This window comes from Colwellia marinimaniae (genome assembly GCF_002207865.1).
Lineage (GTDB): Bacteria > Pseudomonadota > Gammaproteobacteria > Enterobacterales > Alteromonadaceae > Colwellia > Colwellia marinimaniae.
In genome coordinates this window covers 35,248-57,230 of sequence record NZ_BDQM01000004.1, presented here as the reverse complement: position 1 = coordinate 57,230, position 21,983 = coordinate 35,248, and the positions used below count along the sequence as shown (strand labels likewise).

At 38.8% G+C, this 21,983-nt stretch carries 15 protein-coding genes; 4 read left to right on the top strand and 11 right to left on the bottom strand.

What is annotated here, in order from left to right; all coding sequences use genetic code 11:
* Positions 1 to 5: 5 nt before the first annotated feature.
* The 5 genes from MTCD1_RS03830 to MTCD1_RS03810 all read right to left on the bottom strand — a co-directional run bounded on the left by MTCD1_RS03830 (position 6) and on the right by MTCD1_RS03810 (position 8,366).
* Positions 6 to 1,898, bottom strand: coding sequence for a CocE/NonD family hydrolase (locus tag MTCD1_RS03830; protein ID WP_057181216.1), 1,893 nt, complete (start codon positions 1,896 to 1,898; stop codon positions 6 to 8).
* A 114-nt stretch (positions 1,899 to 2,012) separates the two neighbouring features.
* Positions 2,013 to 4,388, bottom strand: coding sequence for a TonB-dependent receptor (locus MTCD1_RS03825; RefSeq protein WP_057181217.1), 2,376 nt, complete (start codon positions 4,386 to 4,388; stop codon positions 2,013 to 2,015).
* Between the two features lie 85 nt (positions 4,389 to 4,473).
* A complete protein-coding gene (locus MTCD1_RS03820; protein WP_057181218.1) occupies positions 4,474 to 6,120 on the bottom strand; it encodes a class I adenylate-forming enzyme family protein in 1,647 nt (548 codons plus the stop codon).
* Complete coding sequence (locus tag MTCD1_RS03815) at positions 6,120 to 6,881, bottom strand: enoyl-CoA hydratase/isomerase family protein (RefSeq protein WP_057181219.1); 762 nt, start codon at positions 6,879 to 6,881, stop codon at positions 6,120 to 6,122. The genes MTCD1_RS03820 and MTCD1_RS03815 overlap by 1 nt, the downstream gene beginning before the upstream one ends.
* A gap of 60 nt (positions 6,882 to 6,941) precedes the next feature.
* Positions 6,942 to 8,366, bottom strand: coding sequence for a sodium:solute symporter family protein (locus tag MTCD1_RS03810; RefSeq protein ID WP_057181220.1), 1,425 nt, complete (start codon positions 8,364 to 8,366; stop codon positions 6,942 to 6,944).
* Positions 8,367 to 9,157: 791 nt separating this feature from the next.
* On the opposite strand from MTCD1_RS03810, the gene MTCD1_RS03805 reads away from it, so the two are divergent.
* Both MTCD1_RS03805 and MTCD1_RS03800 read left to right on the top strand, forming a co-directional pair.
* Positions 9,158 to 9,793, top strand: coding sequence for a hypothetical protein (locus tag MTCD1_RS03805; RefSeq protein ID WP_057181221.1), 636 nt, complete (start codon positions 9,158 to 9,160; stop codon positions 9,791 to 9,793).
* Positions 9,794 to 10,405: 612 nt separating this feature from the next.
* Entirely contained in the window at positions 10,406 to 12,868 is a 2,463-nt protein-coding gene (locus tag MTCD1_RS03800) for a DOMON domain-containing protein (protein WP_057181222.1), read from the top strand.
* A 141-nt stretch (positions 12,869 to 13,009) separates the two neighbouring features.
* Here the strand turns inward: MTCD1_RS03800 and MTCD1_RS03795 are convergent, their stop codons facing one another.
* On the bottom strand, positions 13,010 to 13,366 hold the full coding sequence (locus MTCD1_RS03795; protein ID WP_057181223.1) for a hypothetical protein: 357 nt from the start codon (positions 13,364 to 13,366) through the stop codon (positions 13,010 to 13,012).
* Between the two features lie 270 nt (positions 13,367 to 13,636).
* Between MTCD1_RS03795 and MTCD1_RS03790 the strand changes: the two genes are divergently transcribed.
* Positions 13,637 to 14,611, top strand: coding sequence for a transposase (locus MTCD1_RS03790; protein ID WP_057181224.1), 975 nt, complete (start codon positions 13,637 to 13,639; stop codon positions 14,609 to 14,611).
* 230 nt (positions 14,612 to 14,841) lie between these two features.
* Positions 14,842 to 15,615 (top strand): transposase, encoded by a 774-nt coding sequence (locus MTCD1_RS03785; protein ID WP_088568903.1) that lies wholly within the window; start codon positions 14,842 to 14,844, stop codon positions 15,613 to 15,615.
* Between the two features lie 799 nt (positions 15,616 to 16,414).
* Here the strand turns inward: MTCD1_RS03785 and MTCD1_RS03780 are convergent.
* The 5 genes from MTCD1_RS03780 to MTCD1_RS03760 all read right to left on the bottom strand — a co-directional run bounded on the left by MTCD1_RS03780 (position 16,415) and on the right by MTCD1_RS03760 (position 21,852).
* Entirely contained in the window at positions 16,415 to 16,816 is a 402-nt protein-coding gene (locus MTCD1_RS03780) for a thioesterase family protein (RefSeq protein WP_057181225.1), read from the bottom strand.
* Between the two features lie 113 nt (positions 16,817 to 16,929).
* Positions 16,930 to 18,057, bottom strand: coding sequence for a 2-alkyl-3-oxoalkanoate reductase (gene oleD / locus MTCD1_RS03775; RefSeq protein ID WP_082606513.1), 1,128 nt, complete (start codon positions 18,055 to 18,057; stop codon positions 16,930 to 16,932).
* A 25-nt stretch (positions 18,058 to 18,082) separates the two neighbouring features.
* A complete protein-coding gene (gene oleC / locus MTCD1_RS03770; RefSeq protein ID WP_057181226.1) occupies positions 18,083 to 19,828 on the bottom strand; it encodes an olefin beta-lactone synthetase in 1,746 nt (581 codons plus the stop codon).
* Between the two features lie 42 nt (positions 19,829 to 19,870).
* Positions 19,871 to 20,800, bottom strand: coding sequence for an alpha/beta fold hydrolase (locus MTCD1_RS03765; protein ID WP_088568902.1), 930 nt, complete (start codon positions 20,798 to 20,800; stop codon positions 19,871 to 19,873).
* Positions 20,801 to 20,802: 2 nt separating this feature from the next.
* Positions 20,803 to 21,852 (bottom strand): 3-oxoacyl-ACP synthase III, encoded by a 1,050-nt coding sequence (locus MTCD1_RS03760; protein WP_057181227.1) that lies wholly within the window; start codon positions 21,850 to 21,852, stop codon positions 20,803 to 20,805.
* Between the last annotated feature and the right edge of the window lie 131 nt (positions 21,853 to 21,983).

Genomic DNA, 21,983 nt, shown 5'->3' with positions numbered 1-21,983 from the left:
ACTATTTAATAAATTACTGGAAAATCAACATACGATGGTTTATCACCACCGCGATATAGCTTAATAATTGGCTGACCTTTAGCAGGAATTCGAACAAAGTTGTCTTTATCGGCACCCGCAATAGCAATACGAATGCGATGACCTTTGGCTATTTTTACTGACGTTGGGATCATTTCAAATTTTATTTCGGTGATCATATTAGGCGTAAGTAGCTCAGCATCTGCCCGTTCAAAACTATGATAAGGAATATGTGCTAAACCTTTAACTGGATTAGGTTTTATTTTTCGATGAATAGCCCTTAAGCCACCTTCATTAACATAAATACTATTACCTTGTTCATCAACATCTTCTAAATAGGCAATAAAGGCACCATCACTATGGGTTGAAGAAATGGTCAATGACACAATAGGCCAACCGGTAATTTGCATATCTTCAGTGAGTGGTGCACTGGTATAAATCAGTAACTTTTTATCTTCTTCTTGGCGCGCGTTAAGGTTTAACATAGGGTAGCCCATACCAGACCACCAGCGAGAGTTTTTCCCCGTGGTGGCCGAAAAATCAACTTGATACCGATCACTTTGCGATGAATATTTTGGACGTATACGAGTTAATGAATGCTGTTCATCAAAGTAAAAACGTACATTTTTACTGTTTTTTAACGGCCATACATCTGAACTATGAAAGGCTTCTTCACCTAAGTTCCAGTAAGTTACTTTCGGCCACGAAGGGTAATCATTTTTAATGCCTTTTAAGTAATAGTCAAAAAAGGTAATCGCTTTACCCCAAGTCACTTCGCCTGATGGTATAGGAGGTAATACTTTATCACTTACCGTATAAGGGCTAGCATGAGATCGGGCACCATGCTGAGCACCCGTTATGAATATTTTTTGTTCGTTAGAAAAATCGAGCATACGAACAAAATGAGCATCCACAGCCCCAGTGTCATACCAACTTGCTAATGACAATATTGCTACGCCTGAAGCTTCAATTTCTTTTTTAAAGCCACGTTGAGAAAAACTTTGGATGTTTAACTGCTGTTGACCAATTTTGTCATCACTAAAGGTTACTGATGATAATAAATCACAAACCGTTTCATTTTGTTGATGATCTTTAATAGCTTGTTGTAATAACACCGCATTTTCATCGCCATCAACGGGCATAATGGCTTTACCGGTTACCTTATAATTATTACTCCATAAAGCGGCTAAATAATCACTCCATTTACACAAAACTCCCGGCTGTACAAAACCAAAAGGTTGCATAGCATTTTTATATTCATCGTAAATACCTGACCACCCTATGACAATCGCTTTTAGCGCAGGATGTTGAACCGTGGCGGCCATACCAGCGGTCATACCCGTATAAGAAATACCATAAGCACCCACTTTACCATTTGACCATGGTTGAGCAATTATCCAATCAAGTAAGTCATAGGTATCTTGAATCTCGGCTGGTGGTAAAGGAGAGTTTCTGTGGCCAAAGGAAGCACCCGTACCACGGACATCTGTTTTAATGACGACATAACCTTGCTTTAATGCTTGAAACTCTATTGGGCTGCTGGCTTTATGATCCAATTTTGGCATATTTTGCCAATCATTTTTTTGGGAGATATTGGGTTTGTCAACTAGTGGAATTCTAGAAGAGCGTTGATAAATAGTTTGATAAAGTAATACCGGTAATTTATCACCTTTACGATAAAATGTTGGTAAATGTATATCCACCGCAATACGTACGCCATCACGCATGGTGACATAGACAGAAAAACTAGTCGCTGCAGCTTGCTCTTTAGCTAACTTTTCCTCAAGTGTTTTTGCAAACGATAAATCACTAGTAAAAATAAACAAAGCAAACAATAGATAATTTAACAATGATTTGAGCGGAGTATAAGATGATGACATAAATTTCCTTACCAACAAGTACTTGATAAAAATGAGGGGGTTATAAATAAAATCAATCGAGCCATACGAGAGATTCAAGTATGGCTCTTTTAGCTTACTTTCGACGTTAACGTGTTACCAGTTATAGGTAAGTTTAAGCCCTGCCGTTCTGCCAAGTGCATAACGCTCACGTACACCAAATAAACCATCACCACGAGCTTCTAAACGATACTCTTCATCTAGTGCATTATCGATGTATGCCATTATGCTCCACTGTTCATTAGCATCACCGATACGATACCGCACATTAACCAGTGACACTGCTGGCTCTTGAAAAATAGCCGTTTCTATCTCTGGGTTAGTAATTAGTGATAAATCTTGCTGAGAGCGGTAGCTATATTCAAGCTGTAACATACCCTGTAAGTTATCCGTTAGTTCATGCTCGTGTCGTGCTGAAAAGTTACTGCTAAATTTGGAATAATTAGGCAAGTTTAAACCCTCTAAACGCGCACTACCTAATAAAGGAAGCACAGAGTTAACGGTAAAATCACTTTTAGAAATTTTAGCGTCGGTATAACCTAAACCAAGCTGAAAAGTTAAATCTTCGGTGGCGGCCCAAATTACTGATAACTCACCACCGTGAGTATCAACATCACCAATATTGGTTAAACGAGCAATTTTAATAACGTCATCTGGGTTAGCCGCATTTAACTGCACGTCTTGTCTATCATATATAAAAACAGAACCATTAACGCGCAGCGTATTGTCGAATAAGTCTGATTTAAAACCTAATTCGTAAGCTAATATAGTTTCTTCTTCAAAAGGAGCAAGCTGATCAGCATCGGTGGCAAAACCACCAAAGTAACCACCCGTTTTAAAGCCTCTAGAAATATTAGAAAATAGCATCATTTGCTCATCTAACTGCCACGTTAAGCCAACTTTTCCAGAAAATGCGGAAAAATCTATTTCATCATCGATATAAACTAGTGGCGCTTCAACACCATTTGAAAAACCAACAGTTGAACCACCAATAAACGATTTTGTTTCACTGGTATAACGAAGCTCAGTCACTAAATTAACGCGTGAAGCAAGGGCATATTCACTATGCCCGTATACTGCATAAGCACTGGTTTCTTGAGTGTAATCTTGCTTTGAATAGGTGCCGCCACCAAAAAGTAGCGGTAAAATACCTTCGCCACCTAATAACGTTGAGTCTTCAATAATTTTATCGTGACTGTAACTAGCACCAACAACCCAGTTAAAACTATCATTTTCGGGAGAAGTTAAACGAAACTCTTGTGAGTAAAAACTAATGTCAGAGCCATATTCTACATCTTGGAATTCAATTATCGTGGCATCAGAGTCAATATAACGGAAATAATCAATACTGTCATAAGCACTAATACTGGTTAAGGTACCAAAATCAAAATCAATATTGGCAATTAAGCTAGCGCCAAACCACTTATTATTTAAATACGATAAACGCCCACCGGTGGCTGAATCATAAATATTATCGTCATTTAAACCATAATCATTAGGCGTAACACCGGTAAGTGTTGCACACGTTGTCGGATCGCTACCCTTACCATCAAGAATTGATTGACACAAACCCGCAGAGCCAGCACCAAACAAGCCATTAAGCAAACCTAAAGAAACATTAGGAGCACCTAAGTCGGTGCCATCACCAATATTCGCATATAAACCCAACGCACGTTGCAGAGGTAACTCGGTATCATCATCACCGCCATGAATTTTAAACAATAATTCCACATCATCAGTTGCTTGATACATATATTGCATTCTTAAACCCCAGCGTTCTGAGGCACCATGGTGAACATCATCTGGGATACTGTAATAATCTTTATCACCACTACTATCAACACGACCTGATATTCTTAACGCTGACTTATCAGAAATCGGCACATTAACACCAAACTCAAGCTCTTTTGACTCAAAGCTACCACTAACTAAATCAATATAACCAGAAAAGTCTCCGTCGATTTCAGGCTTGCTTGAAATTATTTGAATAGCTCCACCAATAGTATTACGACCGTATAAGCCGCCTTGCGGCCCCATTAAAACTTCAAGACGCTCTAAGTCATACATTGAAAATTCAGCAGAAGCTATTGACGTTTGGTAAACCTCATCAATAAAAAACGAGCTAGTTGGCGAGTCGTTAATTCTAAAGTTTTGCAAACCGATACCGCGCATAATAACCACTGGAACACCACCGCCACCAACATTACGAACGGAAAAATTAGGCATCACCTTGTCAATATCGGTTGGGTTATTAATACCTTGCTCACGCAATGAATCGCCATTAAATGCCGTTAACGCAATACCGACTTCTTGAATACTTTGAATACGCTTTTGTGAGGTAACGTTAATACGTTCTATGCCAGAATAATCATCGGATTTTTGTTGCTCTTGGGCATTAATTGTTGTGCTTAATGCTATTGATATAGCTATCGCTAACGTAGTTTTTGTTAAATTGTTTGTTGTAATCCTCATAGTGTTTCACCTTTTTGTTATATAATAATTTTATTTATTGTTGATTTTTTATTTTTATTTATTGTTATTGTTATTGATAGAGTGGTTAATTTAATTGCTTACTGTCCCAGCAGTTTCCAGTCACATTTTTGTTATTAGCAACAAGCTTATGTTTGGCAATTTTTTTACTGGGTGTATAAGGGAAGTCGGTTACAAACTCAATGTAACGAGGTATTTTAAACGCAGCTAACCGCGTTTGGCAGTGTGCAATAACTTGCTCAGGCGATAATCTTTTATCTTCATTTCTAAACAAGATATAGGCTTTAACTTCTTCACCACGATAGTCATCCGCTATAGGTACAACAGCGGCTTGTTCGATTAAGGGATGTAGTGACAAAACATGTTCAACTTCCATGGCTGAAATATTTTCACTAGAGCGACGAATCATATCTTTAAAGCGGCCAATTATTTTAAAGTAACCTTTTTCAGTTTGAATAAACTTGTCGCCAGTGCGAAACCAACCATCAACAAAAGACTCTGCATTGGCTTCTGGCTTGTTATAGTAACCATTAAAAATGCCGTCGCCCTTGATCCATAACTCACCCGCTTCATTACGCTTAGCTTCTTCACCGTTTTCTAACACCACCTTACATTGCCTAAAAGGTGCCATTAGGCCACAAGTGCCAAGTACATCAGCATCTGAAATTTCTTCAGGGACAATTAAGCCAGGACCTATTTCAGTCATACCATAGGCGTTACTTACCTTAATGCCAAAACGTTGTTGTAAATTAACAATGTTCTCGGCACTGGCACCGCCGATAAAGAGTTTTTTCAATGGTAAGTTAACATCTTCAGGTGATGCTGCTTGGCTAAGTAATGGTCTAGGGACCCACGCCATTTCAATATCATAGGTTTTGATACGTTCAATGAATTTTGATGCGGATAAACGCCCAGCTACATTTAAGCGAGCACCGCAATGCAGTGCCATCACCAGTTGCCACTGGGGATCCATGTAAAAAAACGAATGGTCAGTAAGAATGTTATTAATGGTATAGTCCATCATCGACTCAACAACACAACCAAGTAATATCCAATATTTTTGTGTTTGCATGCAACCTTTAGGAAAACCAGTGGTGCCTGAGGTATATTGAATATTGAGTAAATCAGTACTGTGCAAAGGCCAATCAGGAATAAAATCAGCCTGTCCTGATGCACAAACATCATGCCAAGACTGAAAAACTGCGTCTTGAGGGTTCTCTAAAGAGCTAGCAACAATAATTTGAGCAGCGGTAATGCTTGCTGGCATTGCTGTCATATCGTCAAACACAGTTAAAAATTTATCTTCAGTAACAATGTACTCAGCATCGCTGTCATTAATTATATAGTCCAGTTCTTCACCGGTATAACTGGTATTAATTGGCACCATTACTGCGCCTAAAACAGCAAGTGCTAACCAAGTAATAGGAAATTCAATCCTATTAGTCATCATAACGGCAACATGACTACCTTTTTTCACACCTTTCAGTGTTAAACCATGAGCTAATCGATAAACGCTATCATGCAACTCAGCAAAGGTTAACTGTACGCCTACACCTTTTACTGATTTTTGTTCAAAAAAATTGACGGCAGTTTTATCGCCATAATTTTCATTAGCAAAAGCTAATAATTCACGAAAATTCTCGGGGAAGTTAATGCCCGTTTCAATATGCTGCTTCTTAGTGAAATAGGCTTGTAATTCAGCTTCTAATGACATTATTTTTTACCTTTTTCACTGCTTGAACGATTCTTTAAATCTTCAACTGCACTATGACCAGCTGCCAAGTGCCACTTACGTTGATTAATATATTGCTCGGTAGCATGTTGCAAAGCACCTGAGCGTGAAAGCTCAGTACCACGATGTAAGCCATCAAGTTCAGTTTTAATGGCGATAAGTGGATGACGGGCAATTTGATTAGCAATCTCCATCGCCCGGGAGAAACACTCTCCATCACTGGTTACTTCATTCACTAAAAAATATTCTTTAGCTTGCTGCGCGTTAATTTTTTCCCCTGTTAATGCTAAGTAAGCCGCATGTACTGCGGGTATTTGTATTCCTAAACGGGTTGCACCACTAATACCGCCCATGCCATAAGCTATTTCAGGGAAGCCTAAGCGAGCACTGGTCCCAGCAATACGAATATCGGTAAGTAATAAGCTATAAACAATACCTTGTCCTAAACACCAACCATTGATGGCGCTGATCATCGGCTTAGTTCTGCGTTGATTAAGAAGTAACTCATCCCAGCGTAAGTTTTTTCGTGACTTTATCTCAGTATCTGATTCTTTTAAATCGTCACCAGCACTAAAGTTTTCGCCTGCGCCAGTAAGCACAGCAACTTTGGCATTATCGTCATCCATAAATTGCAAATAACTACGATAAAATTGTTCGTGCATTTCCATGGTAAAAAGATTTAACTTGCCATTATCTATAGTAAAAACGGCAACATTCCCTTCAAGGTGATATTTAACAGGCATAACAGATGTCCTCAGATATAATTTGATTCAAACAGAGAGAAAATAAAAGTAACCAGCTCACTACTTAGCTTTAAGATTAATGAGCAAAGGTTGGGTAGCTAATGATGGTTTATAGGTAAGTTGACTCATTAACCACATGGCGAAACTACTACTCACCAAGGCTAATAAAATGGGCTCAACACCTTCGGGCAAGTAACCTTGCATTTTTGCAAAAAAAGCAGATAACTGCACGACTGCGCCAACAATGGCAGAAGTTAATGCTGCGGTTGCAGTGGCTTTTTTATAAAATAAGGCAGACATAACAGGTACAAATAAACCGGAAACAAAAATGGCTAAAGAAAGCATCATTATTTCAAAGATATTGCTTTTTTGTAGAGCAAAAATAAGGCCAAATATACCGACAACAAAAATAGTAATTCGAGTAATAAGAAGCTGTTGTTTATCTGATATTTCAGGCTTCAGCACTTTAACTAAATCGGTACTAACCGTTGTACCAGTAACTAAAAGAGCGGAATCTGCAGTCGAAATTATAATCCCCATAATTGCGGCTAAACAAATGCCTTTAACCAAAGGAGGCATATGATTCAAAACGAGTGTTGGAATAACGCTATCGCGATGAGCTAAGTCAGGCAAAATATTAAAGGCAATTACGCCTAGTGTGACAACAATTAAGCTCCAGAACATAAAGATACAAGCTGTTGCTATAAATGCAGGTTTTAAATCAGCACTATTTTTAGAGGCTGAAATTCTTTGCCAAATAGTTGGGTCGATTAATACAAAAGCGAAATAAATAGGAAAGAATGACAGTACATAGCCCCAATGCATGCCTCCTAAAAAATCAATAGCAGGAGAAACTAGCGCGCTGCTAAACTGATCACCAAGATCTATCGTTAAAAAAATAGGTAAGAGTAAACCACCACCAATTAACATAATAATAGTTTGAAATAAGTCATTATAGGCTACCGCTAATAAGCCACCGACAAGGGTATAAACAATAATGACGACAGTTGCGATAACAACAGCGTACTCAAACGTTATACCAAAATCAGAGAATACCGCCTCTGCGGTTAGGCCAATGGCAATTAACTGCGCGCCAAACAATGCAATAACAGCAAGTACTAAAACAACAGCCGCAATAATACGCATAGGTTTGCCGAAACGACGTTCCAATGCTCCAGGAATGGTATCAATTTTAGCTTGTTGAAGTTTTGGCGCTAAAAAGCAAAGGACAATGTAACCTAAGACATAAGCAACAGTAGCAATCAATATCGCATAACCTACTTCATAGGCCTTACCTGCTTTACCAAATGTTGCCGCAGCACCAATAGCCGAACCAACCAAAGTTCCTAGTAATACAGGAAAACCTAATGACCGCCCAGCGACCATATAATCTTCAGCATTTTTTATTTTACTGCCTGCATATAGACCGATGCCTATTAACACACAAAAATATACACCAATAACGACTAAATCAATAAAATCCATAAACAACCCTATAAATATTAAATTCTCTTTTTGTTCTAGGCCAAATAAACACTAAAGATAAACAAATATAAACACGAACAAACGTTCACATTTCGAATTCAAAGTATAGCCACACTTTAAAAAAAAAGTCAACAACAAGAATTTAGATATGAATTAGTTGATAATTATCAACTTGTTATATTGATGTGTACTATAGAAGGAATTTGTTAAGCACGAGATATTGAACCATATCAGCCAAACGATTAACCAAAAAGTCAAACCTTATGATGACTACAAACTTAATTTTAGTGACGAGTAATTTTTATATTTTAATATTATTTCTACGGCGCTATGTGCCCGCGAAAGTGGAATAGAAGTCTTAAAATAGAATTTTTATTAGGGTCAACTTATCGCTGGGTTTAATAGCTGTAATGGCAACTGTGAGCCTAAAACTTGCATTAACAGAGTTCTATTTAAGGGGCACTTTGTGCGCTAAGCCGTCATTAGCAATAAGTTTTTTGTCCTATATTTTCTAATGAATATTTTATGTCATGTTACTGAGCCGGCTCAGTAACACTCCTAAAAAACACCAATAAACGTCTATTTGATTGATCTTAGTGTGATTTATAGCGTTTTCTATGATGGGTATTACTGGGCGGGCTTAGTAACATCCTATATTTTATTAAATAATTGGTTGCAGTAGTTTCTAATTCTTTGAATTTGTGGGACATTAATGTAAATTAAATTTTAATTATGGAACGGACATTACTGAGCCGGCTCCATAATAAGCTGTTAAGCTTTTCGAGAGTTCAATGGAAGATAAATACACTCAGTTTAAAATCGAGAAATTAAGTGACCAATTCACTGGGAGCACACGGACAGTTCGCAGGAATTTGTTGATAGCTGCTTCTATTGGAATAGCGCTGTCGGTAGATGGTATTAAATTTGGGACATTCTTTGGTATAGATTTTAAAGATGCTACAACTTCAAAATTAGCTATAGGTGCAATTGCGGTAATTGCATTATATGAGCTTATTTCTTTTATTGTATACGCAGCTATTGATCATAGGTCTTGGGTTTTAAAGGCTAATTCCATTTTGCATAGTTCAGCTGCAAGCGTTTTAAATGATGTCAGTAAATACACAAGACAAGTGCAAGACCAACTAGGGTATATTAGAGGTAAAATGACCTCTGATGATGATTCTGTTGTTGAAGCAATAAAAAGCCAAGCTGGTGTAATAGATGGAATTGTAAATAAAGCTAATGATGAAATAACAAACTATGTAAATTCCCTCAACCAGCTAAAGTCACAAATCAAAATTGTTAATTTTGCTCAATTAGGGCGAATATACCTAATTGATTGGGGGATCCCTGTTTTTATGGGAGGCTTAAGCTTATATCGAAATCACGATTCTATATTAGAATTCCTATCTGCCGTTTTTGTGTAATAAAAGCCTATAAGTATTTTCAAGACGGACAATTAACAGTGGGCTGTTGTTCGTCTCTCACACATTTTAGCCCACTATTAATTGCCGCTTAAAATGGCGTTGAGGCTGTAGAATAACTAATTCCGCCAAAACTACTAAAATTTCGTGCTCCTGTATCGAACTGTAGAGGATTAACTCTATATAGGTAATGCATTTACCACCCCGATTTTAGGGGGTGATTCATAATAAACGAGTTATTCTACAACCTCGTTATGAGTAAAGGAACGGTATGTCGATTACCTCTAGTGAAGAGTCATTATTTAGTAAATGGAACGAAATATCGAAATATAGCAGACACCCACTCAAACGAAATATAGCAGACACCCACTCAAAGGTGGAACTCTACGTCTGCGGGTATTGTGCTACCAGCCAAAAAAATATAGCAGACACCCACTCAAACGAAATATAGCAGACACCCACTCAAAGGTGGAACTCTACGTCTGCGGGTATTGTGCTACCAGCCAAAATGCTTTATTTATCCCCTTTAGCCTTATTTCAAGTAATATACTGTTGACACTTTGTTATTATTTAGTAACATTTGTTAACTACAAATTAAGAAACAAGGAGGTAAAATTGTTTATTGAAAGAAAATTATTCATTATTTTTTATTTCAAATGCATATTACTCACCTCTATAGCTTTTTTTCCGGCCTATGCTGTTGAAGATGAGCCAGGACACGATCTGGACGCTATCGATTCGGCAGCTCGTTCCTTCGATCCTAAAAACATTAAAACTATCTCTTTATCCGTGATAGAAAACCCTCCAGTGATTGATGGTGAATTAAAGGATGCATTTTGGGCAAAATCTGAGGTACTAAAATTAACGATGGAGCTTTATCCAGAGCGTTTTGGTAAGGCTGTAGTTGATACCGATGTATTAATAGGCACTACCAGCACTCATGTTTATTTTGCCTTTAATGCCTATGACCCCGATGTTTCAAAATTAAGAACGGCCATAAGAGAAAGAGACGGTATTAAGAATGATGATTATATTTCAGTTGTTATTGACCCTACCGGAAATTTAAGAAGAAAATATGAATTTAGAGTTAACCCTAGCGGCTCTATATCAGACATTTTGCAAAATACCATCAGTGATCGATATATTTATGACTGGGATACCGAATGGCAGGCTGCAGCTAAAATTACTCCTACGGGTTATTTGGTTGAAATTGCTATTCCTATTGATTCATTAAAACAACCCAAAGCTAATATCAATGAAAAAAACACCTGGATGCTTATTCTTAAACGTAGCTATCCAAGAAATATAAGCCGAACTATGGGAGGTGTTTATATTATTCATCCGCCCAACATCGCAGAATTACAGGCAAAACAATTAGCAGAAAAAAGTGATGAGCCATTCGAAGAATTCTTTCAACAAAAAAAAACGTTTAACTTAAAAGGTTATGCGATTGCCCATCCAAATCAGAAAAGAAAATTTGGTGAACAATTCAAACAAGTCGCTGATCAAGATAGTTTTAATGTGGGTTTTGATACCAGTTTAACAATAGCCAGTGCGACTAAACTGTCGATTACTGTTAATCCAAATTTCACTGAAGTTGAAGCTGATATCATTAGGGACAGTATCAACAACCCGTTTAATGTTTTTCAACCAGAAAAAAGAAGCTTTTTTCAAGAGAGCATGGAGCAATATTCAACGCTTTTACCTCTGGTATACACTCGAAATTTAATAGAACCAAGCTTTGGCGCTAGTTTTTCTCATGAAGGTATACAAGCGAGCGGTAATATTTTATGGGTGAAAGATCTACAGACTACTTTGGTTATGCCAGATAATCTAGGTTCTGAAAAAGTAGAGTTAACAGATTTTAGCAATGAAACCGCTGCATTTCGTTATATTACCGCGAACAAAGGCAGTGCTTACGGAGTATTGGCAACAAGTAGGTCAGGAAATTCATACCAGAATACTCTTATCTCTACCGACGGGCTAATCAACTTAGGCATAGATGATAAACTTAGATACCAACTAGCATATTCTAAAAGCAATTACACCACTCTCTTTGCAGAAGACCTATGTAATGATAACGGTTGTACCGAAATTCCACCTGAGCAAGAATGTTTATTAGGTGACTGTGCTACTAATACAAGTGTGCTCAGGGCTGATGCTGATCGTACCTTGGAAGATCATGCCTTACAAATTAAGTATAAACACACCGGGCAAAAGACGTTATTTTGGGCCAACTACTTTGATGTCGGTGCTGATTTTAGAGCCGATCTAGGTTTTGTAAAAAGAGTGGATTATAAACTTTATAATATCGCCTATGGTCGAAACTGGTACTTTCAAACATTTAAGCAAGATGAAGGAAAATCTAGAGGAAGGGCCTATTTAGTACTTAGTGCATTAAACTCACAAAAAGGTGAGAAAATAGAACGTAGTGCCGATATTTGGGCCGAGTTTAGAGGGAGTTATCAAACCGTTTTTAGACCTGGGATACGTATAAAGGAACGGGCAGTAAATAGAATTAATCAAGCTTCATTAGCTTTAGGTGACAACGCTCCCCTGTTCGATGAACGATATTTACAGTGGTACTTTGAAACATCACCTTTCTCACCGTTAACGGTTGGTTTAGATGGTAGAGTTGGCGACATCGCCGATGCTGATAATTTAGTACTAGGAACCATGTATGAATTCAAGCCAAGAGTTAAATTTATTTACCAAGACATTCAGGTCGAGTTGTCACATGTATATAGAGATTACCAGTTAGATAAAAAAATGCTCTACTTAGAAAATTTTTCTACTTTCATCATAAAGCACCGTAGTTCAAAGGGCACAAGTAATCGGCTTTTGATAAAATATGACAGTACTAAACGAGATACCCAACGTTTTCTCGGTAATGAACCTGCTTTTGAAAGAGATGTGGAAATAGAGTTCACCCATACCCGTAAACTAACCAAACAGCTTAATTTATTGCTAGGAGCTAAAATAACTAAAACCCACAATGCTACCTATGACCAAATTTATACTAATCAACGTGAAATTTATTTAAGGTTGAACTATATCTTTGATAAGACTTATTTTTAATCTGCTAGTAAAAACTTAACTAAATAAAGCTAAAGTAAAATATAGCCAACTGATATCACCCCCCCTAAGACAAAGCTTAAAATTAGGCAAAAAAAAAGAGCTAAAACTACCGCTCTTTTGCTAATATTTACTCTTAGCGCATTAAATCTCTTTTAAAAATCTATAATTACCTTTAATTTGTGCACGATAATCATCACAAAGTTCGCCTAGTGGCGCTTCAATTTTTAACATACCGTAACCTTGGTGTGCTTTTTTCTTAACACGTTCCCAACTGATACCTTCAATAGTCATATAACCTTCTGAAAAAGCTTTGATTTTAGCTAATTCTTTAAATTTTTCAACATCCATCGGCTTACCACAGTCGCGCTCTAGGTATAATAATTTACTGGCTGCTTCTGCAAGTAATAATTCAACTTCACCTTTTTCGACTTTTGTTAAAGGCTCTGCTGCAAATGCTGTACTACTTAGTAATAGCAGCGGTAAAATTAAAAATTTCATTTGTTAGTTTTCCTTGTTAAATTTTCATGATTACAATGGTTGGTGTATTCTAAAGATATCTGGTTTTATTAAGTAATTCAAGTGTCTTAGATACCAAAGGTTATGGTGTTAGCAACTAAATAATGTTCGATAATATAACTTAATTTAAAAGACACCCACTCAAATAATTTAATAATTTAAAATAATTTAAAAGACACCCACTCAAATGGAAATAATGAGTGACTCGACTATGCTTAAATAATAATCAATAAATTTCCATTGAGAGTTATTATGGCCACGGCAAGAAAACAACAAATAAGCTTAGTTGACACGCCTTATTATCATTGTGTATCTCGTTGTGTTCGGCGGGCATATCTGTGTGGTGAAGATAAGCACACCGGGCAAAGTTATGAGCATAGACGTGGTTGGGTCGCCGATAAACTACAGGTATTAAGTGAGGTGTTTGCGATTGATGTCTGTGCTTATGCGGTCATGAGTAATCATACCCATTTGGTATTATTTATTGATGAGCAGCAAGCTAAGTCATGGACAATGCATGAAGTGATTAGCCGTTGGCATCAGTTATTTAAAGGGACCTTGCTAACGCAACAATATTTACGCGGTGAGCCACTTATTGATACCTTACAACAGGTTGTAAACGAAACCGCCAAGGTTTATCGTCAGCGCTTGATGGATATCAGTTGGTTTATGCGTATTTTAAATGAAACTATCGCTAAACAAGCCAATCTTGAAGATGGGTGTACTGGCAGGTTTTGGGAAGGGCGTTTTAAATCTCAAGCCTTGCTTGATGAAGCGGCGTTAATCGCTTGTATGGCTTATGTCGATTTAAATCCAATTAGAGCTAAGGTAGCTAAAACTCCAGAAACATCGAACTACACCAGTATTCAGCGACGGATAAAAGCAGTGATTAAAGGGCAACAAGCCCAACAACTACTGCCCTTTATTGGCAATCCAAGAAAGAACATGCCTACAGGTTTACCGTTTGAATTAAGTGACTATATACAATTGGTTGATGTAACTGGTCGTTGTATTCGAGCCGATAAACGCGGTTATATTGACAAAGATCAACCTGAAATATTAACCCGCTTAGGCATAAGTCACGAAAACTGGTTGGTGTTAACTACACAATTTAGGCAGTGTTTCCATGGCGCAGTGGGAAGGACACAAGCACTCACGGATTTTTGTGAGCATCAGCACTTAAAAAAACGCGCAACGATGTCAATTTGCCAAAAGTTACTTGCTTAATAATCCGTATAACTCATCTAGATACATTACTCACTTAAGGCTAGTTGTACCTTAAATTGGATGAAATCTCTATTTTTGTCCATTTGTTTGCATACCCTCTTCGACACCATAAAAATCAAAGTAAAATTCGGCCCAATGTAAATAAGAAGCGATGATTTATTGAACTTATGTATTAATTATTTTGAGTGGGTGTCTGGTGATTTGCAATTGATGTCTGTGCGTATGCGGTCATGAGTAATCATACCCATTTGGTATTATTTATTGATGAGCAGCAAGCGAAGTCATGGACAATGCATGAAGTGATTAGCCGTTGGCATCAGTTATTTAAAGGGACCTTGCTAACGCAACAATATTTACGGGGTGAGCCACTTATTGACACCTTACAACAGGTTGTAAACGAAACTGCCAAGGTTTATCGTCAGCGCTTGATGGATATCAGTTGGTTTATGCGTATTTTAAATGAAACTATCGCTAAACAAGCCAATCTTGAAGATGGGTGTACCGGCAGGTTTTGGGAAGGACGTTTTAAATCTCAAGCCTTGCTTGATGAAGCCGCGTTAATAGCTTGTATGGCTTATGTTGATTTAAATCCAATTAGAGCTAAGAGTGCTAAAACCCCAGAAACATCAAACTACACCAGTATTCAACGACGGATAAAAGCCGAAATTAAAGGGCAACAAGCCCAACAACTACTGCCCTTTATCGGTAACCCAAGAAAGAACATGCCTACAGGTTTACCGTTTGAATTAAGTGACTATATCCAATTGGTTGATTTAACCGGCCGCTGTATTCGAGCCGATAAACGCGGTTATATTGACAAAGCCCAACCTGAAATATTAACCCGCTTAGGTATAAGTCACGAAAACTGGTTGGTGTTAACTACACAATTTAGGCAGTGTTTCCATGGCGCAGTGGGTAGAGCGCAAGCACTCACGGATTTTTGTGAGCATCAGCACTTAAAAAAACGCGCAACGGTGTCAATTTGCCAAAAGTTGCTTGCTTAATAATCCATATAACTCATCTAGATACATTAGTTACTTAAGGCTAGTTGTGCCTTTAATTTGATGAATTCTCTGTTTTTTTGCATTGTTATAAATATTCTATTCGTCACCATAATAATCAAAGTAAAATTCGGCCCAATGTAAATCAGAAACGTTGATTTATTGAACTTATGTATTAATTATTTTGAGTGGGTGTCTGGTGATTTCAAAATTGGGTAAAACACCTGTTTTTGTGCATTTGTTTGCAGACCCTCTTCGACACCATAAAAATCAAAGTAAAATTCGGCCCAATGTAAATAAGAAACGATGATTTATTGAACTTAGGTATTAATTATTTTGAGTGGGTGTCTGGTGATTTGCAATTTATTGAACTTAGGTATTAATTATTTTAAGTGGGTGTCTGGTGATTTGCAGGCTGAACGACTCATTTGCAAAAGTTATAATCAAAAGCCTCATGTTTTATCTATGGGGAACGTCCGCTATCGGGAAACTACCAGTGTAATTTGATTGTTTAGCCATGTCCGCTGTAGATCAAAACATACACAAATTTTAGTGAAAGTTCTCAAATGTTAAAGTCAACAATGTGGTAAATTCGGGCGGAGTTATCTCAATACAAATCTATTAAAGCAAACCCCCATGTACACACCTGATATTTTCATCTATGAAAATTTAGCTCTACATTAAAAAACATTAAACCAATAAATGCTAAGGGAAGCTAAATAGATTGTTCGTAATCGCCCATGAACCCTATTAGGGCGCTGAAATAGCCCCCTGTAACTTACTCACTAGTTTACTTGTAGCTTTATCGGGTAGAGAGTGGCGTAAGAATTTCTTCAGGAATAGGTTGTAAACGTTTTTGTTTATCTAAACAAACCATTTCAATGTCAGCAATAACCGCGGCTTTGCTGGCATTAGGACGCCATAACTCTTGTCGCCATAAGGTCTTATATTTACCCTCAAATTGATAGCTAGTGCGCACGTCGCAAATTTCCGCAAATTCAACGCCGTCTTGAAAAATCAAATTTGCTTTATAAACCGCAAAGCCTAAGCCTTTTTCTTGCCACAAGGTGGCCAGCTTATCACTGTCGATAACATGCTCACGCGCGCGCTCAAAATACTTGAGAAAATTAGGGTGATAAACGACACCCGAGTGGTCGGTATCTTCATAATATATTTGTACGGGATGATGGTAAATTTTACTCATGATACTCACTTTACTTAATGATTTTTTATTTAATGCTATTTTATTAAACGCCGAACTGCTCGGTAATTGGCTAGCGAATAGCTAACGATAACTAAGCCTTTACTTGCGACTTTCTAACGACGTTCTAAAGATAATTTAAGTTGTTTCATGCCGGCATCAATGCTAATAAGCGGCATATAACCTAAATCTTTTTTCGCGGCACTGATATCAAAGTAATGACAGGTAGAAAGTTGTTTGGCAACAAAACGCGTCATTATAGGCTCTTGTTTTTTATTCAACAGTGTATAAAGCCACTCTAACGTTGCGCCAACGGCATAAGCAACACCACTGGGGACGCGTTTTGTAACTGGCGGTAAATCCGCACAGTTAAGAATGTTATTGAGCATAGCCGCCATAGTGATGGGCTGATCATTACTAATAAAATAAGCCTTGCCAAGACAATTCGCTTGAGGTTTTGCCAAAGCAATAGCAGCTAAAATATGCGCATAGGCGGCATTATCAACATAGATGGTATCAACAAGTTTATCTTCTTTACCGACAAGTTTGAGCTTACCGGCACGAGCACGTTCTAGGACGCGGGGCACAAGATGAGGATCATTTGGCCCCCAAATTAAGTGCGGACGTAAGGCAACGGTTTTCAGCGACTGATTTTGCTGAACATCTTGATTAGAGTCTGTTGATGCCGCCAAGACCAGCTGCTCTGCTAGTGCTTTTGACTCAGCATAGTAATTTAAAAAGTTATCTGCATAGGGCTGCGATTCATCAATACCGGCTTCATCCACGCCAGCAAAAGTAACACTAGGGGTGCTGGTATAAACCAAGCGGGTAATGCCGAGCTCCTGACAAGCGCGGATAATATTTTCTGTACCTTGCACATTCGCTTGAAAGTAATCGTCTTTACTGCCCCAAACGCCCGCTTTAGCGGCGACATGAAAGACCAGATCACAGCAGTGCATCGCCTCTTTAAGGCGAGAATAATCGCCAATATCGCCTTGCACCATAGTTACGCCCATTTGACTTAACTCTGGATAATGACCCCGAGCATAGCCGGTGACGCTGATATTTGCCAAACGCAGTAATCGACAAATGGCTGTACCTAAAAATCCGCCAGCACCGGTGACAAACACATGTTGTGTTTGCCTGGCTAGCTCACTCAGTGGCGCTTGCACAGCTTGGTTAAAATCGGCTGTCATTGATGAACTAATTTCACTAGCTGTATTGTTGTGGGTTTGTTCTATCATGTTTTAGCTCTAGTTATCGGCAAAATTAGTCAAGCTCTGCTTGTGCCCAAACGGCAAGCTTTTCACGGAATATTTTGGCGTTATGACGTATATCAACCGGAAAGTCATCATGTATTAAAAAGTGGGAAATCGCGGAGGTTTGTTTATGAGCAAGTGCTAGCACTTTTAACGCTGAAAACAGCATAGTCTCATCAAATTTATCATCTTTTTTGGCTTCATCGGTTAACTCAACACAAAGCAAAGGCACACTTTTCTGGTAAATCGTTACCGACACTAAAGCGGTGCGTTTCACTGCGCTATGGATGTTAAATATTCGTTCACAAGGAATAGAAAAGAGCACATCCGTTTCGGTGGTAACACGATGGGCTTTTCGTCCACACATCCACAGTCGACCAGATGCATCAAGATAACCTAAATCGCCCATACGATGACGAACCCCTTGGCCATCACGAATCTTAGCCTGTGCTGTCGCCAACTCTCGACGATAATATTGATGACTCACCATGTCGCCTTTAACCACTATTTCACCAATAGTGTTGACGGGTAATACTAGCTCATCAGACCAAGTGTCAATAATATCTTCACTGATGGCAATAATGCTCAGTTCAACACCCTTAACCGGACTACCGACACAAATACCGCCACCATTGTCGGTGATATGGCTGGTTGCCAGTAGATCTGCACTGCTAATTTTAGTCAGTGGTAGTGATTCGGTTGCGCCATATGAAGTTAACACGGGCACATTGTCGCTCAGTAATTGAGTAAATCGCGCTATTGACGATAAGGTTGCTGGCGCGCCCGCAGAGATCACCCGCTTTAAACTGTTTAGCTTAACTATTTCCTTAACTGAAGCCTTGAGCAAAGGTTTATTAGCTGAGCTATCGGGTACTCCCGCCTGCCCTAACACTTCAATCAGTGCTGGGTTAGCAAACAAGTTAGTACATTGATATTTTTCAATGGCGGCAAAGATAAAGTCAGCATTGGCGGTGATCGGTTTACTGGCATCCATATCAGGGACAATAGAGGCCATGCCTAATGCCGGACCAAATAATGAAAATAACGGAAAGGTTGCTAAATCACGCTCGCCAGGTTTAATCCCATAGTCTTCTTTTAGCGCGGTAATTTGCGCCTCAAACATTTTATGGCTGTAGACCACACCTTTAGGTATACCGGTACTACCACTGGTAAATAAAATGGCTGACATCTCATCATCGCTAAGTTTTACCATAGTAAACGCTTGCCCTGGTTTTACCGGATAACGCTTTAATAAGGTGGTTAAACTCATGCCACCAATAAGTGTAGCCAACACATCTGCGCCAATGCCATTTTCAGTGACCGTTAATAATTTTTTAACGCTGGCTTTACCCCAACCAAATAACATTCTCGCTATATGGGCCTTGGGGATACCAATAAAAATATCCGGTGCCGACTCAGCAAAGCACTGCTTAAGGTTTTTAATGCCCATACCAGGGTCAACTAAAATAGGGATAATACCCGCTTTAAATAGGGCAAAGGTTAGGGCAAAAAATTCAATACTTGGCGTTACCATCAGCACTGCTTTCATGCCAGCTTTTAGCCCGTAAGCATTTAACGCATAAGCAATGGCATCACTTTGCTGGTGCAAAGTAACAAAATCAATTTCGTGATAGTTAAGTTGGCCACGTTGGTATTTTTGTACGGCAACCGCTAACGCCTTAGGTGTTGTTATGGCGGCATGTGCGAGGTGGCGACACAAGTTTGCTTCTTTGGAAGCAGCCATTGTCTCTGTCATGTGTCGTTTCCTACTTAAGTTAGGGTCTTATTGAGCTATTACTTATGAAGATAAGGACGCTTCACTGGTCTTTAAGAAGTTATTAATTAGCGGCACGACTTCATCACTGGCATCTTCTAAAATATAGTGACCACAATCATCAAAAGCATGTACTTTTGCATGAGGAAAACGTTGTTGCCATTCATCTAGAAAGTGTTTATCAAAAACGAAGTCTTTTAAGCCCCAACAAATCAACATAGGTAATTTTTTGAACTGCGCTAGATTTTCGCTAATGTCAGTAACCAGTTGATAGTTTCTGTCAGCTGGTTTTAACGGGATATCTTGAATAAAGCGCAAGGTTGAAATACGGTTCTGCCATGAGTTAAAAGGCGCCACATAAGCTTGACGAATCTCTTTAGCCATCGGCTTGCGCTTAACGCCGATAATCGAGGCAATGCTAGAGAAGGCATTAAAGCCTCGAACTAGGACAGTACCGATAAAGGTATTTCGACCCAGCCATAACGCTGAAGGTAATTTTTTTGCTTTAGGTAAGTGAAAGGCGCCGGTGTTTAAAATAACCAGACGTTTGATCCTTTCCGGATAGCGCGCAGCATAGCCCATGCCTATCATGCCGCCCCAGTCATGTACGACCAGAGTAATATTTTCTTTTACGTTTAAGTGCGCAAGTAATGCGGCTAGATCATCGATACGATTAGCTAGGGTGTAATCATAGTCTTTGTCCCCTGGCTTATCAGACAAACCACAACCAATGTGATCTGGCACTATGCATTGATGATTTTCACTTAATGCGCTGATCAGATTACGGTAATAGAAAGACCAGCTAGGATTACCATGAACCATAACAACGGGCGAGCCTTGGCCTTCATTGACATAATGATATTGATGACCATTACGATTGATATAGTTGCGGGTAAAAGGAAAAGATTTTGTTAACAATTTATCTAGCTTGTTTTCTGACTGACTTTCTAGCATAACTACCACTTAAGCCCTAACATCATGCAATTTAAACCACTACCTATGCCTAAAAAGCTGACATTATCGCCTTTTTGTAAGAAGCCTTGATCATGCGCCATTGCCGCGGTAACGGGTAAAGAAACTGTGCCCATATTACCGAGATACTTAAAGGTAGGAAATTCTTTTTCTACCGGAATATTTAAGGCGGTTAATACTTTCTTTTGGTTGGCCACGCCAACTTGATGACAAATAACCTTATCAACTTGCTCTTCAACCCACTGACGTTGCTCTAAAAAGTGTAGCCAGGTATCTTTTGCTAAAGATACACCTTCTTTCAGTAAATTGACGGCATCGGTGCGCATAAATTCACGAAATAATTGCGGTCCCACTTCTTTTAAGCCCCATTGACATAAATTATTATGCTCGGGTGCCGATAAGTGACTTGCCCCTAATAATTGATGATTACGGTCGGTGGTTAAATTTAAACTTCCATCAGTCAGTAACACAGCTACTGCACCTGAGCCACCGGTTAAGGTTGCTAAAGAGCTAGCATAATTCTGCATGGTTGGCTCGGCCAGCATGTCATCTATGGTCACATCAACAATATGACGTGCCGATTCGCATGAAACCACCAAACCGGCTTTAATTTGTCCTAGTTCAATACGATTCGCAATATCTAAAATACCCGAGAGTACCCCTAAACAGGCATTACTGATATCGTAAATTGCCGTGTCTTTTAACACGCCAAGTTTTGCTGCGATACGACAAGCCGTGGCCGGCTCGTGTTGATCACGACAAACACCGGTATACACTACAGCACCTAAATCAGCAGCAGAAATGCCAGTTTCATGCATTGCTTTTTGCGCGGCGACAATAGCACCATCGGAAAGCATGTGATCTTTTGGCCACCAACGGCGTTCGACAATTCCTGTTAAGGCAGCGAGCTGGCCCATAGGAATACGAAGCTTTTGATATAAGGGGGTCAAACGAGATTCAAGCTCTGCACTGGTTACCACTTCAGGGGCCAGCTCATACGCTAAGCTATTAATAAAAACGCGGGAATATTTCATTTAGATGGCGGTTGCTTATTTTCTTGGTTAATTCTTACACCCTTGTACAATTTATTCGATAAATTGCGCTAAACATGCAAGTTAATTAACCTATGTTAATTATTTATGACTATGGGGCGCCATTTGAGCAA